Annotated in this window: 17 protein-coding genes and 1 pseudogene; 8 read left to right on the top strand and 10 right to left on the bottom strand. The window is 54.1% G+C overall.

The genetic code is table 11. The features are described 5' to 3' along the window. The first annotated feature begins 38 nt into the window (after positions 1-38). Entirely contained in the window at positions 39-683 is a 645-nt protein-coding gene (gene lipB, locus DU000_RS07375; protein WP_240001824.1) for a lipoyl(octanoyl) transferase LipB, read from the top strand. A 98-nt stretch (positions 684-781) separates the two neighbouring features. Continuing rightward, complete coding sequence (gene lipA, locus DU000_RS07370; RefSeq protein WP_114402699.1) at positions 782-1807, top strand: lipoyl synthase; 1026 nt, start codon at positions 782-784, stop codon at positions 1805-1807. Between the two features lie 48 nt (positions 1808-1855). On the opposite strand, the gene DU000_RS07365 is transcribed toward lipA, so the two are convergent. Continuing rightward, the gene (locus DU000_RS07365) at positions 1856-2098 is read right to left on the bottom strand and encodes an ExbD/TolR family protein (protein WP_114402698.1); all 243 of its coding nucleotides are present in this window, start codon (positions 2096-2098) and stop codon (positions 1856-1858) included. Between the two features lies 1 nt (position 2099). On the opposite strand from DU000_RS07365, the gene DU000_RS13160 reads away from it, so the two are divergent. The 4 genes and pseudogenes from DU000_RS13160 to DU000_RS07345 all read left to right on the top strand — a co-directional run bounded on the left by DU000_RS13160 (position 2100) and on the right by DU000_RS07345 (position 4067). Further along, a complete protein-coding gene (locus DU000_RS13160) occupies positions 2100-2285 on the top strand; it encodes a helix-turn-helix domain-containing protein (protein WP_114402697.1) in 186 nt (61 codons plus the stop codon). A gap of 81 nt (positions 2286-2366) precedes the next feature. Then, positions 2367-2507, top strand: a pseudogene (locus DU000_RS07355) (aminotransferase class V-fold PLP-dependent enzyme); the annotation flags it as partial. A gap of 65 nt (positions 2508-2572) precedes the next feature. After that, entirely contained in the window at positions 2573-3121 is a 549-nt protein-coding gene (locus DU000_RS07350; RefSeq protein ID WP_114402696.1) for a hypothetical protein, read from the top strand. Between the two features lie 76 nt (positions 3122-3197). Next, positions 3198-4067 carry a DMT family transporter gene (locus tag DU000_RS07345; RefSeq protein ID WP_114402695.1) on the top strand — a complete coding sequence of 290 codons (870 nt, stop codon included), beginning with the start codon at positions 3198-3200 and terminating at the stop codon, positions 4065-4067. A gap of 30 nt (positions 4068-4097) precedes the next feature. Here the strand turns inward: DU000_RS07345 and trpE are convergent, their stop codons facing one another. The 3 genes from trpE to rpe all read right to left on the bottom strand — a co-directional run bounded on the left by trpE (position 4098) and on the right by rpe (position 7241). Next, positions 4098-5579: an anthranilate synthase component I gene (gene trpE, locus DU000_RS07340; protein WP_114402694.1), complete on the bottom strand. Its 1482-nt coding sequence runs from the start codon at positions 5577-5579 to the stop codon at positions 4098-4100. 176 nt (positions 5580-5755) lie between these two features. Further along, positions 5756-6505 carry a phosphoglycolate phosphatase gene (locus DU000_RS07335; protein ID WP_114402693.1) on the bottom strand — a complete coding sequence of 250 codons (750 nt, stop codon included), beginning with the start codon at positions 6503-6505 and terminating at the stop codon, positions 5756-5758. A gap of 52 nt (positions 6506-6557) precedes the next feature. Further along, on the bottom strand, positions 6558-7241 hold the full coding sequence (gene rpe / locus DU000_RS07330) for a ribulose-phosphate 3-epimerase (RefSeq protein ID WP_420812128.1): 684 nt from the start codon (positions 7239-7241) through the stop codon (positions 6558-6560). Positions 7242-7384: 143 nt separating this feature from the next. Between rpe and apaG the strand changes: the two genes are divergently transcribed. Continuing rightward, complete coding sequence (apaG, locus tag DU000_RS07325; RefSeq protein WP_114402691.1) at positions 7385-7759, top strand: Co2+/Mg2+ efflux protein ApaG; 375 nt, start codon at positions 7385-7387, stop codon at positions 7757-7759. Here apaG and DU000_RS12810 read toward each other — a convergent pair. Next, positions 7756-7902 carry a hypothetical protein gene (locus DU000_RS12810; RefSeq protein ID WP_192878443.1) on the bottom strand — a complete coding sequence of 49 codons (147 nt, stop codon included), beginning with the start codon at positions 7900-7902 and terminating at the stop codon, positions 7756-7758. The two genes, apaG and DU000_RS12810, sit on opposite strands and share 4 nt — an antisense overlap. Here DU000_RS12810 and mltA point away from each other — a divergent pair. After that, on the top strand, positions 7901-9262 hold the full coding sequence (gene mltA / locus DU000_RS07320) for a murein transglycosylase A (RefSeq protein ID WP_114402690.1): 1362 nt from the start codon (positions 7901-7903) through the stop codon (positions 9260-9262). The two genes, DU000_RS12810 and mltA, sit on opposite strands and share 2 nt — an antisense overlap. A gap of 56 nt (positions 9263-9318) precedes the next feature. Here the strand turns inward: mltA and DU000_RS07315 are convergent, their stop codons facing one another. The 5 genes from DU000_RS07315 to gatC are packed head-to-tail and all read right to left on the bottom strand — an operon-like array spanning position 9319 to position 14670. Next, positions 9319-10122: a DsbC family protein gene (locus tag DU000_RS07315; RefSeq protein WP_114402689.1), complete on the bottom strand. Its 804-nt coding sequence runs from the start codon at positions 10120-10122 to the stop codon at positions 9319-9321. A gap of 27 nt (positions 10123-10149) precedes the next feature. Next, positions 10150-11433, bottom strand: coding sequence for an FAD-dependent monooxygenase (locus DU000_RS07310; RefSeq protein WP_114402688.1), 1284 nt, complete (start codon positions 11431-11433; stop codon positions 10150-10152). Between the two features lie 10 nt (positions 11434-11443). Continuing rightward, a complete protein-coding gene (gene gatB, locus DU000_RS07305) occupies positions 11444-12889 on the bottom strand; it encodes an Asp-tRNA(Asn)/Glu-tRNA(Gln) amidotransferase subunit GatB (RefSeq protein WP_114402687.1) in 1446 nt (481 codons plus the stop codon). Between the two features lies 1 nt (position 12890). Continuing rightward, a complete protein-coding gene (gene gatA, locus DU000_RS07300; protein WP_114402686.1) occupies positions 12891-14363 on the bottom strand; it encodes an Asp-tRNA(Asn)/Glu-tRNA(Gln) amidotransferase subunit GatA in 1473 nt (490 codons plus the stop codon). Positions 14364-14370: 7 nt separating this feature from the next. Then, positions 14371-14670 (bottom strand): Asp-tRNA(Asn)/Glu-tRNA(Gln) amidotransferase subunit GatC, encoded by a 300-nt coding sequence (gatC, locus tag DU000_RS07295; RefSeq protein WP_114402685.1) that lies wholly within the window; start codon positions 14668-14670, stop codon positions 14371-14373. Between the last annotated feature and the right edge of the window lie 187 nt (positions 14671-14857).

The following is a 14857-nucleotide window of genomic DNA, read 5'->3' as shown; positions in this document are numbered from 1 at the left end:
ATGCTGGAACGTCTGATTGATTTATTCAAGAACTTGAATTGAGTACTCCCCCTAATTCTCTGCCCTCGACCCGCGTTTACTGGCTTGGCTTACAGCCTTATGCCGACTGTTTCGAGCGCATGCAGGCCTTTACCGCAGCGCGGCAGGCCGACACACCTGATGAAATCTGGGTGGTCGAACACCCCCCCGTTTTTACCTTGGGCTTGGCTGGTAATCCTGCCCATTTACTGCAAACCACGGAGATTCCGTTGGTGCAGGTAGATCGAGGGGGGCAAATCACCTATCACGGCCCAGGGCAGTTGGTGATTTATCTCTTGCTTGATCTGCGACGGCGGCGCTTGTTCGTGCGTGATCTGGTCTGGCGTATGGAGCAGGCGTTGTTGGATTGCCTTGCAGCCTACGGCCTGGCTGCCGAACGTAAAGCCGGCGCGCCGGGAGTCTATGTCCCGTGGCAGGGAGAGTTGGCTAAAATTGCCGCCCTGGGGATTAAAGTCCGCAACCAGTGTACTTATCACGGTTTGGCACTCAATATCGCCATGGATTTACAGCCATTCACGTTGATTAACCCTTGTGGCTATGCGGGCTTGCAAACCGTCGATATGCGCCAATGCGGGGTAACGGCCACGAGGGAAGCCGTGGCGCAGCGGCTGTTGTTGGAATTAGCTCAGCAAGGTTTGGTCTGAGCGCGTAAAATAGGGGGTTTGTTGATTTGCCCGCGCGGGGCGACCTGGCTTGTTCCTCACTGCCGGTTACCTCGGATGGGTTTGTTACGAGTATTCTTATGAGCCACTCTGTTGATCGTCCTGCCCCGCCTGTTAACCCCGAACTAGCCCGCGAAGTGACTCGCGAAGCCGCTTCTGCCGAGAACTACAATGCCGCTGCCAAGCAAAAAGCGGCAGCGAAAACAGCGCGTATCCCGATCAAAATTGTGCCTGCCGAAAAACTGAAAAAGCCGGATTGGATCCGGGTTAAAGCAGGTTCGCCCTCAACCCGTTTTTATGAGATCAAACAGATTTTGCGTGAGCATAATCTGCACACGGTATGCGAAGAAGCGAGTTGCCCCAACATTGGCGAATGCTTTGGGAAAGGCACGGCTACCTTCATGATCATGGGCGATAAATGTACGCGCCGCTGCCCCTTCTGTGATGTGGGTCATGGCCGTCCTGATCCACTGGATGTCAATGAACCGCTTAACTTAGCCAAAACTATCGCTGCGCTGCGTTTAACGTATGTAGTGATCACCAGTGTGGACCGGGATGATCTGCGCGATGGTGGCGCTGCCCATTACGTTGAGTGCATTGAAAAAACTCGCGAGCTTTCTCCCAATACCAAAATCGAAGTATTGGTGCCAGACTTCCGTGGCCGTTTAGAGCGGGCGCTAGAAATTTTAGAAGCCGCCCCGCCCGATGTAATGAACCATAACCTCGAAACCATTCCGCGCTTGTACAAAGAAGCGCGCCCCGGTTCGGATTACCACCACTCCTTAGAATTACTCAAGCAGTTCAAAGAGCGCGTGCCCGGTGTGCCCACCAAGAGCGGCTTGATGGTGGGCTTGGGTGAAACCGATGAAGAAATTTTAGACGTCATGCGTGACATGCGGGCGCATAACATTGATATGTTGACGATCGGCCAATACCTCGCCCCGAGCGATTCACACTTACCGGTACGCCGCTACGTGCACCCCGATACCTTCAAAATGTTTGAAGAAGAAGCCTACAAAATGGGCTTCACGCATGCGGCCGTCGGCGCGATGGTCCGTTCCAGCTACCACGCTGACCAGCAGGCACATCAAGCAGGATTTGCTTGATCAACTAGCGGTCAGACCCCATTAAGGCTCGGCCAACCCGACCAAGCCTTAATTGATGGTGACGACAGCAAGTTTGCTGATGCCAGACCGTTCAATGATTGCCATGGTTTTTGCGACATGTTTGTACAAAACTGATTCGTCTGCTCTCAGTTGAACGATAAGATCAGGGTTGGCCCGCTCTCTTTCTTGAAGCGCGGATTCAAGAATGTAGTGCAATTTTGAGTAACGCTGGCCAGGTGGGCGGCATGCGGTAGCATCCGAGCCTTTTTGACTGCCAGTCGAAATTGCCAAGATGAACTACACACACCTCACCCAAGAAGAACGATATCAGATTTACGCTTTGAAGAAAGCGGGACACAACCCAACTGAGATTGCCCACGTGCTTGAGCGCCACCCATCCACTATTTGCCGAGAGCTAAGCCGCAACCAAAGCCGGCGAGGCTATCGCCCAAAGCAGGCGCAACGCCTTTCAGACTAATGCCGCGCGGTCAATGCCAAGCAGGTTGACGATGCTACCTGGCAGTTTGTTCAAGAGCGCCTGCTGGAGCATTGGAGTCTAGGCCATCACTGCGCGCAACCGATTTTGCGCCGTTTTCGATTAGAAGCCACCGTGCGTCCCTCTCTAGTGTTTTACAATACCTGTGAGGAAGTAGATCGCTTCATCGCGGTTATTCGCCGCCTCTCGGCTGTACGACGCTAGTTTTTCTAAACATCACCCAGCGGCCAGTGAAGTTGCTTCATTGGCCGTTTTTTTTGGTACTCACTATGGCTCAATCATTTGTTGATGCAAATTATCGTTACATTGCGGCGGCGCAGGAAGTCAATGCCCGCATCGCCCAGCGCCAACAAGCGCTAACGCTCTATGTTTCTTTATTGGTGAGCTTACTCGCGGCCATGGTGGCGTTATCATCCGGCACCCATGCCGTGCAAGCGCCGGTGGAATGGCTGGTACTGGGATTAGCCATTGCCGCGTTAGCGTTTACCTTCCTCAATTACAAAAGTGAGCGCGCCATTACCAATCTGCGGCAATTTCTTGGCAAGCTAGAGATGCTAGATGACGCGCATCTGCGCTTACCTAGTTACAACACCGAACCAGCATGGGCAATCAATGCTAACCAGGCCCGCCGCTTTCATGACTATGCCGCTTCATTATTGGTATTGGGGGGGAATGGCATTGGGTTTGCGATATTCATGCTGTTGTATCCTGCTCGCATGGCTACAAGTTGGCAAGTCATCACCACTGCTGCCTTGTTGACCCTGTTCGCTGTAGCAGGACTATTGCAAACGACAAGATGGCGATATCAAGCAGATTAATGATTTTTAAACTGGTATCTGTTTTCCCCTACGCACTTAAGCGAGAAGGTGACCTGAAAACGGGCGATGCATTAACATGGCGTTTATTGAAAAAATTGATCCATCGATAGTTAAAGCTATCCTCGCCATCTTGCTGTGGGCGAGTTTGGCGACATTGGGAGTGCAGTTAAGTCATTTGCCCCCGTTTTTACTAACAGGACTGGCGTTGTGCCTAGGAAGTTTGCCAGCAGTCTTGGCTTATCGCCGCTGGTCCAGTTGGCGTGTCAGTGTTAATACCTGGCTAGTTGGGGTTGGCGGGATTTTTGGCTTTCACTTCTTCTTATTTCTTGCCTTGCGGCTGGCGCCACCAATTGCTGCGAATCTAATCAATTATCTTTGGCCATTATTAATTGTCGTGCTGGCACCGGCGATTTTGCCCAATTGCCCGCTGAGCCGACGGCATCTGCTTGCTGCCTGTCTGGGCTTGGTCGGTGCTGTGATTGCGATATTGGCCAATCACGGTATCGACACGATCAGTGGAACGCCCCCTCGGTGGCAACAGGCATGGTTAGGGTACTTGCTAGCAGCAGGCTCAGCCATCACTTGGGCAGTTTATTCTTTGCTGTGTAAGCGCTTGCCCTACTTTTCTAGCTGGGCGATCGGCGGCTTCTGTTTGGTTTCCGGGCTATTAGCGTTAACCTGCCATGCATTATTGGAACCGAGTGTGCGCTTAACACAGCGCGATTGGGCATATTTGCTGGTATTAGGCCTGGGGCCAATGGGGGCTGCTTTTTACTTGTGGGATGCCGCCTTAAAGCAAGGTGATCCGCGCCAGATCGGGGTGCTCTCTTACGCCACACCGGTACTCTCAACCCTCTGCTTAATCTTGAGCAGTGGCGGTTTGCCAAATGCTTGGGTCATGCTGGCCGTCAGCTTGATTGTCTTGGCGAGCTTGCTTGGGCGCTAGTCGTGCGCCCTCGCCGCCATCTGATCTGGGTCATAGCACCCGGTCTAGCCCATCTTGGACTTGCTCGGCAGCACGCAACACGGCTCGCGCTTTATTCTCGGTTTCTTGCCATTCACTTTCGGGAACGGAGTCCGCCACAATCCCCGCACCTGCCTGGACATAGAGTGTGCCATTTTTGATGACACCGGTCCGAATCGCAATCGCGACATCCATATCGCCCTGAAAACTCAGGTAACCACAAGCCCCGCCATAGACCCCGCGTTTGGTTGGCTCGATTTCATCGATGATTTCCATCGCCCGCACTTTCGGTGCTCCAGAGAGCGTTCCGGCGGGGAAGGTGGCCTTGAGTACATCTAAGGCATTCAGATTCGGGCGTAAGATCCCTTCGACATTCGACACGATATGCATGACATGGGAATAGCGTTCGATAACCATTTTTTCAGTCACGTTGACGCTGCCAGTTTGGGCGATGCGACCAATGTCGTTACGGGCCAAGTCAATTAACATCACGTGTTCAGCGATTTCTTTGGGGTCTGCGAGCAACTCTTTTTCGAGCGCTAAATCTTGCTCGGGCGTTGTCCCGCGCGGCCGGGTTCCGGCAATCGGACGAACGATCACTTTGACCCCGGCAGCAGTATGCTCTTGGCGCACCAGAATTTCTGGGGAGGCGCCGACTACCTGAAACTCACCAAAGTTGTAGTAATACATATACGGCGAAGGATTGAGCGATCGCAAGGCTCGATACAGCGTTAAGGGTGAGTCGCGAAAGGGCTTTTCTAGCCGCTGGCCAATCACCACTTGCATGCAATCACCAGCCAGAATGTAATCTTTCACTTGATTGACGGCCGCTAGGAAATCCGGCTTGGCGAAGCTGCGGTGCGTCTCAGTGCGAACCGTTGGCGCGCTGTAGGGAATGTCGATGGGTTGGCGTAGCTTGTGGCGTAAATCTGCCAGTCGCTGACTGGCACGCTGAAAGGCTTCAGGCTGTGTGGGATCCGCGTAAACCATCAGATAAAGTTTGCCGGAGAGGTTATCGACCACGGCGAGCTCTTCGCACAATAAAAGCAGAATGTCGGGGACATCGACATCATCACGTTGTTGACTCAGGCCCAAGCGTGGTTCGATGTAACGGACGGTGTCATAGCCGAAATAGCCCGCCAAACCCCCGCAAAAGCGCGGAAAACCCGCCCGGCTGGCGACTTTGAAACGCTGTTGATAGGTCGCAATAAAATCAAGGGGGTTACCATGCCAAGTTTCGATGACTTGATTGTCGCGGATGACCTCGACGTGATGGCCACGTGCCTGAACGCGGGTATGCGCGGGTAGCCCAATAAACGAGTAGCGGCCAAAACGCTCCCCCCCCACCACGGACTCGAGCAGGAAAGAATGTGGGCCATGTGCCAGCTTCAGATACAGTGAGAGCGGGGTATCAAGATCAGCATAAAGTTCCGCCACCAGCGGGATGCGGTTGTAACCCTGTTGTGCCAAGGCATTGAATTCAATTTCAGTCATGATGCTTCCTGCAAGACGGGTGCAAATAATGCAGCCCAGTATAGTCGGTTTGTATTGTGCGAAGCCAGCGCCTAAGCTGGCATGAGGGGGCTGTGGCGATTAACGCCAAGCGAAGAGGGTGAGGGGCATGAATAAACGAGACATACAACAACGATAACGCATTTCGAGCGGCTTGCCTAGCCGCCCAAGCGGATCACTTGCGCTGCCTGCAACAAATTCGGGACGATACCATCGACATCCAATTGGCGCGTGTCCTGCCCTTCATTGTAACCATAGGGGACGGCTAGCACCCGCATGTTGGCGGCGCGAGCGGCTTGCGCATCGTTTAATGAATCCCCAATCGCAATCGCCGCTGTTGGGGCGACCCCCAATTCTTGGCAGGCAAACAAGAGTGGCTCTGGGTGCGGTTTTTTGTGGGCACAGCTATTGCCCGTCACAATCACATCGAAATAGTTCAACAAACTTTTTTTCAATAGCAGAGGCTCTGTAAATTGCGCGGGCTTATTGGTCACCAGTGCCAGTTTGAGGCCCTCTGCTAGTAGGGCATCTAAGCCAGCACGAACACCCGGATAGACTGTAGTCTGATCGCCATTGATTTCACTGTAAACACGGGCAAAAATGGCCATGCCACGTGCCAATAGAGCGGGTTCGGCACGTCCAGCGAGGTCCCCGGTGAGGGTTCGGTGCAATAAACTTTCTGCGCCTTTACCCACATAATTCACCACGGTGTCAAAGGGCAGCGTTGGCAGGCCTAGTTCGATTCGTACACTATTGGCGGCAGCAACCAAATCGGGGGCGGAGTCCACTAAGGTTCCATCTAAATCAAGTAGGACAGCCTGTGCATAGAGCGGTGTTGGCAAGCGCAAACTCAGACCTTGTGTCTGGCCTAGCGCCCGCTGAATCGCATTTTTCAAATGGTGTAGCATGGTCGCCTCTCCTGCAGAGTTAGTGAACGCTGTGCTTGCTAGTGTGAGGGGGCTAGCGTTTGGCTTGTTCGAGCTCAGTCCGCATTGCTTGGATGATACTGACATAATCCGGCTGCCCAAAAATCGCTGAGCCTGCAACAAACGTATCGGCGCCAGCCGCGGCAACGGCACGGATATTGTCAATTTTGATGCCACCATCGACTTCGAGGGCAATCGCTTGTCCACCCCGTGCGGTATGGGCATCAAGGCGTTGACGCACTTGGCGAATTTTTTCTAACGTGCCGGGAATAAATGATTGCCCCCCGAACCCTGGGTTGACAGACATCAGCAACACCATATCCAGCTTATCCATGACGTAATCCAGATAATGCAAGGGGGTAGCGGGGTTGAATACCAGTCCTGCCTGACAACCCTGATCACGAATCAACCCTAATGTGCGGTCAATATGCTGACTGGCTTCTGGATGGAAGGTAATGATATTCGCGCCAGCTTTGGCAAAATCTGGAATCAGCCGGTCTACTGGTTCAACCATCAGGTGAACATCAATCGGCACGCTGCTGTGTGGTCGAATGGCGTCACAGACCAAGGGACCGATGGTGAGATTGGGTACATAGTGATTGTCCATCACATCAAAGTGGATCAGGTCAGCGCCAGCAGCAATCACTGCACGCACTTCTTCACCAAGCCGAGCGAAGTCAGCGGATAATAAACTAGGCGCAATACGGTAGGGCATTATCATCTTTCGAGCAGGTAGATTGGATATCACAGTATTATAAGGTTGTTCGAGTTTGCCACCGCTATCGGGTGTCAAGCTACACTAGAATCATGTTTGTGTTTCTCCTCTGAGTGAAACCGCAGATAAACCGCGTCGAGGATGCCATGTCAAATTACAGTATGCGTGTGCGAGTGCAAAGCCAGTTTTTACCTGAGCAGTCTGCGCCAGATCAGGGGCAATACTTATTCGCTTACACCGTACATATTTTGAATACGGGAACGGTCCCCGCCCAGATTATCAGTCGTCACTGGGTAATCAGTGATGCGCATGGGCATGTTGAGGAAGTGAATGGATTGGGGGTGGTGGGCCATCAGCCGCTTTTGCGACCCGGCGAACACTTCGAATATACCAGCGGCTGTCCCTTAGCGACCCCGACTGGGAGTATGCGTGGCAGCTATTTTTGCGTGGCTGAAGACGGTACCCGATTTGACGTTCCCATTACAGAATTCAGCCTGGCGATGCCTCGCGCACTGCATTAATGAATATTGTCGTCGTGTTTCGAGGGATTGCTGTCGATAGCCCTGTCCGCAGGGCTATCGCCGCGACCATGGAACATCGTCCACCAGACAATCGCCACTAACAGCAGCAATGCAATGAATGCTTCAAGCAAAATGAGCCACATGCCATCTTCCCTCTCGGTTACAGGGGAACTCTCCCCAATCAAGCATACCTTACTTCCCTGGTTGCGTGCAGTCAGCTCATCTTGCCGCTTCGCAAGGCAAGGGTTACTCGCGACGATAGGCATACTCGCAGGCTGTGCGGGCGTTGCCCCCCCTCCTTCTGCCCCGCCGACCTCAACCCCAACTGCGCCTGCCGTCAGCAGTCAGACCGGGACGGCACCTGTACTTGGAACACCGCAGCGCCAACTGGTTCCCATTTCCTGGGCAGCGTTACCCGGTTGGCAAGATGATGACCTGAGTGAGTTTGCCTCTGCTTGGGAGGCGCAGTGCGCGGTTGTCGGCCAGCGCGAAGGCCGTTTTGCTACACCCGACTGGCGGCGGCTATGCGAACTGGCACGCAGCCAGGGGCTCAATGCCACAAGCGATGGATCCCGCTGGCGACAATTTATTGAAACTCATTTCACACCGCAACGAGTCGAGTTGGTGACGACTACTGAGAGCGGTAGTGCAACGCCAGAAAAACAAACTCAAGGCTTGATCACTGGTTATTATGAACCCTTGTATCAAGGCAGCCTACAGCCGACGGCCAGTCACAGCACGGCGCTCTATGGCGTTCCTCCCGATCTGATACAGGTTGAATTGAGCACCGTCTATCCCGCCCTGAAAGGTCAACGTGTGCGAGGCCGGTTGCTGACACTGCCCAATGGCCGGCAGCAGCTTGTCCCTTATTTCAGTCGTGCGGAGTTTGCAGCGCGTCGCCATGCTCCCCCGTATGCGGGCCGAGAACTGGTATGGCTGGACCCGGTGGATGCTTTTTTTATCGAAGTTCAAGGTTCTGGGCGGGTGCGCTTGCCCGATGGAAAAATACTCCGGGTTGGCTACGCTGAGCAGAATGGCCACCCCTACAAATCGATTGGACGTTGGTTGGTTGAGCAAGGTGAACTCAACCTAGAGCAAGCCACAGCGCAAGGGATTCGTGATTGGGCGGCGCGCTACCCCGGACGTCGCCAGGAATTACTGAATGCCAACCCGAGCCTGGTTTTTTTTCGTGAGCTAACCACACTAAAGCCTGAGCAAGGGCCGTTAGGTTCCCTCGGTGTGCCGCTGGTGGCACAGCGCAGCGTTGCTATCGACCCCAGCTTTATTCCACTCGGGGCGCTGTTATTTGTGAATACGACGTTACCCGCGACCCAGAAGCCACTGCAACGGCTGATGCTTGCGCAAGATACCGGCGGCGCAATTCGTGGCGCCATTCGCGCAGATTACTTTTGGGGGACTGGCCCCGCGGCGGGTGAGCAAGCCGGCAAGATGCGCCAAGCGGGTGAGCTATATTGGTTGGTACCGAAGACTGAGCGCCCGTGAGCCAGCAATCCAGTTCATTCGCAGTGAACCGTCTTAGTACAGGGTATCTGCAAACGCTATTTGAGTTCAGCCAGTATTTTTTCTAGTTCATTTTGCGGGATGGCACCAGCCACACGCCGACCATCGGCAAAGTAAAGGGTCGGCGTGCTTTCAACGCCGAGTTTGCGGGCCAACTCCATACTTTTGGTAAAGGCCCCTTCACATTTTGTAGCCGGGGGCGTTGTGCCGTCGAGCATCCAGGCTAAATGCACTTTATTCCGGTCTTTGGCGCACAAAATACTTTGCGCTTTATCGCGTGAATCAGGCGCAAGAATACCAATCAGGAACGTGTAAACCGTCAAGTTATCGAGTTTACTCAGTGTTTTCTGAAAGCGTTTACAGTAGCCGCAATTGGGATCTTCAAAAACGGCAATCACTTGTTTGCCATTGCCGCGCACATTTTTAACGGCGAGCTCAAGCGGCAAATCACTGAATTTAATCCGCTGTAATTCGGCAATGCGCTGCTGGGTTAAGTTCACACGGCGCTTAGCATCAATGATTTCGCCAATAATGAACTGCTCCCCTTTGTCGTCGGTGTAGAAAATCTCATTACCAACACGCACCTCATACAAGCCCAAATAAGGGGTTTTGATGACGCTTTCAACTTTGAAGTTGTCGCGCTCTTCAAAGGTTTTTTTTAAGCGGGCTTCGACCGGGCCTAATGTGACCGCTGGGGTGGGCGTCGGTGCGCGCTCATTGGTGGCGTTACTGGCGGCATTTGCCTGCGTGGGACTTTGCGCCCACCCCAGCCCACTGCTTAAGCAGAGTAGTGTGCACAGGAAGTAACGAGGCAGAGCGGAGGCGGTGGAGGGCGCAGACATAAAATTCCAGGCAAAAACAAAACAATCTCAAGAGTATAGAGCGTGCTGAATCAGTTTACGCTTGATCGGTGTGACAAAACTTTGTAACGGGGTGTGATTAATCGCATGCATGAATTGGCGGCGGGCGGCTTGCAGCGTCGGGTTCGGGTGAGCAAAAAGCTGATAAAGCCCATGTGTGACAGCCCGCATCGCTTGGATTGGCGCGGCACGGCGGCGTGCATAGCGGGCCAGTAAGCGACCGTCGCTCAGCGTGCGATAGGATTCGCGATGGGCAAAAACATCGAGAAGTTCACGCACATCGCCCATCCCGAGATTCATGCCCTGCCCCGCCAAGGGGTGAACGACGTGGGCTGCATCACCGAGTAAGCCAATACGTTGCGTGACCATGGTACGCGCCAGTTGGCGCTTAAGTGGAAAACCGGCGGCTGGGGTTAATGGCGTGAGTGTGCCGAGCGTCTGCGCACTGGCTGCCGTAAGTTGGTCCGCCAAAGTGGTTGCATCAAGCTTGAGTAGTGTCTCGGCTTGACTCGGCGTCGTTGACCAGACCATCGACACCCGTTGGCCGGGTAGCGGCAAAAGCGCCAGAATCCCGTCGGGACGGAACCATTGCCAGGCGGTATCGGCATGTTTTTGGCTGCAGGCAAAATTGGCCACTATCGCCGTTTGCGGGTAATCTTGTTCTTCGAGATCGATGCCAGCATGCTGGCGCACCCAGGAGTAGGCACCATCAGCGCCAAGCAAAATCTGGCTGTGGAGTACTTCCTGATTCGCCAGTTGCAGCCGCAGACCGGCCGGGGTTTCATGGTAATCCGTGGCTTGGCTGGTATGCCAGTGGAGCTGCGGTTGAAAGCGGCACGCGGTTGCCAGTGCCTGCTGCACAACGCGGCTTTCGGCGATCCAGGCTAATTCACTGACACAAGCGGCATAAGCGCTGAATGTAACGCTATCGCTCAGTAAACCAGGGTCCACGCTGAGGGCCTCGGCAGATTGACCATAAACACGCATCTCGCGCACAGCCTGGATGCGCGCCTGCGCGTCATCAGGGCCAATCGGAAGCTGCTGCCAAACCCGCAATGTTGTGAGCAGTTGTTGGGTGGCGGGGCTAAAGGCATAAACTCGGTTATCCCAGTCTGTGTCTGTATGGTTTAGCCCAACGTTAACGGCTGGGCCAATCAGCCCGACCCGCCAACCTTGCTGCGCCAAGCCGAGTGCGGCGGCGAGGCCAATCAGACCCGTGCCGACAACGGTAATGTCATAGTCATAACTTGACCCTGGTGGGCTAGGCGGCGCGGTAGGGGAGGTAGCATTCATGGCAGAGGCCTTAGCTGAGTTTTTGTTTCAGAATGGTATTGACTTGTTGTGGATTAGCCTTGCCCTTCGTCGCTTTCATACACTGCCCAACCAGAGCATTAAAGGCTTTTTCCTTACCCGCCTTAAACTCCGCCACCATCGCCGCATTGGCGTTGAGCACCTCATCAATCAAGGCCTCAATTGCGCCGGTATCGGTGATTTGTTTCAGGCCACGATCTTCAATAATGCGATCGGCGTAGTTGGCTTCGCTGTTCGGACTTTCCCACATGATCTGGAAAATATCTTTGGCGATTTTGTTGGAAATCGTGTTGTCCGCAATCCGCTGCAGCAAGGTGCCGAGTTGCGCTGCTTGCACCGGGCATTGGGTGATGTCTCGTTCTGCGCGATTGAGTTGCGCACTTACTTCGCCAATCACCCAGTTTGCGGCGATTTTGCACTGGCCCGCAGGTAGGCTAGTCGCAACTTGTTCAAAGTACTGTGCCACCGCACGGTTTGCGGTGAGCACATTCGCATCATAGGCCGTCACGCCATACGCTTGCTCAAAGCGGGTCGCCATCGCAGCGGGTAGCTCGGGCAGGGTGGCTTTCACTTCTTCCACCCAATGCGCTGGAATCACCAAGGGCAGCAAATCGGGGTCGGGGAAGTAGCGGTAATCCATCGCATCTTCTTTGCTGCGCATGGCGCGGGTTTCACCCGTATCGGGATCAAAGAGGACCGTCGCTTGTTCAATCTTGCCACCATCTTCGAGCGTTTCAATTTGCCAGCGCACTTCATAATCAATCGCTTGCTGCAAGAAACGGAAGCTGTTGAGGTTTTTGATTTCGCGACGCGTACCAAACTTTTCTTGACCCTTGGGACGCACGGACACATTGGCATCGCAACGGAAAGAGCCTTCTTGCATGTTGCCATCGCAAATACCCAGCCATACGACGAGACTGTGCAAGGCTTTAGCATAGGCAACCGCTTCCGCGCTGGAACGCATATCTGGTTCGGACACAATCTCGAGCAAGGGTGTACCGGCACGGTTTAAGTCAATGCCGGTCATGCCCGCAAAATCTTCATGCAGCGATTTGCCTGCATCTTCTTCCAAGTGGGCGCGCGTTAGACGCACGGTCTTTTCCGTTTCACCCACAAAGAAGCGCAGCTCACCGCTCTGCACGACTGGAATTTCAAATTGGCTGATTTGATAGCCTTTTGGCAGATCAGGATAAAAGTAATTTTTGCGCGCAAAAATACTGCGGGGCGCGACATGGGCGTTCACCGCCAAGCCAAATTGAATCGCTCGCTCCACCGCACCGCGATTCAATACCGGCAACACACCCGGCAGCGCCAAATCCACCGCGCAAGCTTGCGTGTTAGCTTCGGCTCCAAACTGAGTGCTCGCGCCAGAGAAAATTTTAGAAACGGTAGAGAGCTGGGCATGGGTTTCCAACCCGATCACGACTTCCCATTGCATATTACAGACCCTCCGGTGTTTTGGTGTGCCAATCGGTGGCTTGTTGGTATTGGTGCGCCACGTTCAGCACGCGACTTTCCGCAAAGTAATTGCCGATCAGTTGCATACCGACGGGGCGTGTTTTGGTATGCGCTTGCGTGCCAAAACCCACGGGCATGGACATACCGGGCAGACCTGCTAAGTTCACCGCGAGGGTATAGATATCGGCCAGATAGTTCGCCACGGGGTCATTGGCTTTCTCACCAATATTCCACGCCACGGTTGGCGCGACGGGGCCAACGATGACATCGCATTGTGTAAAGGCTTGCGCAAAATCTTGGGCGATCAGGCGACGAATTTTTTGCGCTTGCAAGTAGTAGGCGTCGTAGTAACCATGTGAGAGCACATAGGTGCCCACCATGATGCGGCGCTGCACTTCGGCCCCAAAGCCTTGTGCCCGCGATTGTTTATACATATCCAACAAATCGCGGTATTCGGGGGCACGGTAACCATAGCGTGCGCCATCAAAGCGTGAGAGGTTACTAGAGGCTTCGGCGGGGGCAATCACATAGTAAGCAGGGATCGCTAATTCAGTGCGTGGCAACGATACTTCCACCCGCACCGCACCGAGTTTTTCCAGCGCTTGCACAGCGGTTTCAATGGCTGCGCCGACTTCTTCACTCAGGCCCGCGCCAAAAAATTCTTTGGGTACGCCTAAACGCAATCCGGCCAAGGGTTGGTTGAGTTGCGCAGTGTAGTCTTCATTGGCGCGCTCCAAGCTGGTGGAGTCTTTGGCATCAAACCCTGCCATCGCGTTCAAGAGCAAAGCACAGTCAGCCGCGGTATGCGCCATCGGGCCACCTTGATCAAGGCTGGAAGCATACGCAATCATGCCGTAGCGCGATACCTTGCCGTAGGTGGGCTTAATCCCCGTAATGCCGCAGAAAGCAGCGGGTTGGCGAATTGAGCCACCGGTATCAGTGCCGGTGGCGGCGGGAGCTAGGCCTGCGGCCACCGCAGCAGCCGAACCACCGGAAGACCCCCCCGCAACTGCTTGCTTATCCCAGGGGTTTTTCACCGCGCCAAAGTAGGAATTTTCGTTGCTGGAACCCATCGCGAATTCATCGCAATTCAGTTTGCCCAGCGTCACCATCCCGGCTTGGTCAAGGCGTTCTACCACCGTGGCATCGAAGGGGCTGCGATAGTTTTCCAGCATGTGCGAGCCGGCGGTGCTGCGAAAATCTTTGGTGACAAAAATATCTTTGTGCGCAATCGGTAGGCCCGTTAATGGCCCGGCTTGGCCGCTGGCGCGCAAGGCATCAGCCGCTTTGGCTTGGGCGAGTGTGATGTCAGGTTGCACATCAATAAACGCATTCAGGTCGCTTTGTTTGATCTTGCTCAGGTAATCCTGCGCCAATTCAACGGCGGAAGTTTGGCCGCTTTGTAAGCGCTGTTGTAGCGCTGAGAGAGTCAGGGTTTGATTTTGGTTTGACATTACACCCTCACTCAATCACTTTAGGCACTAGAAACAGGCCGTCTTGCACCGCCGGAGCGGATTGCTGGTTGGCCTCGCGCTGGTTGGTTTCCGTCACGGCATCGGGGCGCAGACGTTGCGCGACTTCCTGAATGTAGGCCACGGGGTGGGTCAGTGGTTCGATGCCCTGGGTATCCACCGCTTGGAGCTGCTCAATCAGGCCAAAAATGGCATTCAGACTGGCTTGCGTGGCCGTGGCTTGGGGTTCCGGCAAATCCAGCCGGGCAAGATGGGCAATGCGTTGCACATCGGAGAGAGAAATGCTCATGGGTGCTCGTATTTTAGGTAATTCGTGAAAAGAGAACAGTCGCCTATAGCCGGGCGATATTCGTCATGCAACGTCGCTGCTAAGTCTTGGGTTACAACACAAGACAGCGGATAAAGGCATGGTTTAGTGCAAATTATACGGTATCATTATTGGTTAACATTAACCGTGCATTTCGCTGCAATTAAGG

Origin of the sequence: Parvibium lacunae, from assembly GCF_003335215.1 — a bacterium.
GTDB lineage: Bacteria > Pseudomonadota > Gammaproteobacteria > Burkholderiales > Burkholderiaceae_D > Parvibium > Parvibium lacunae.
Note: the sequence above shows the minus strand (reverse complement) of the source record. Positions and strands in the feature narration are given on the sequence as shown.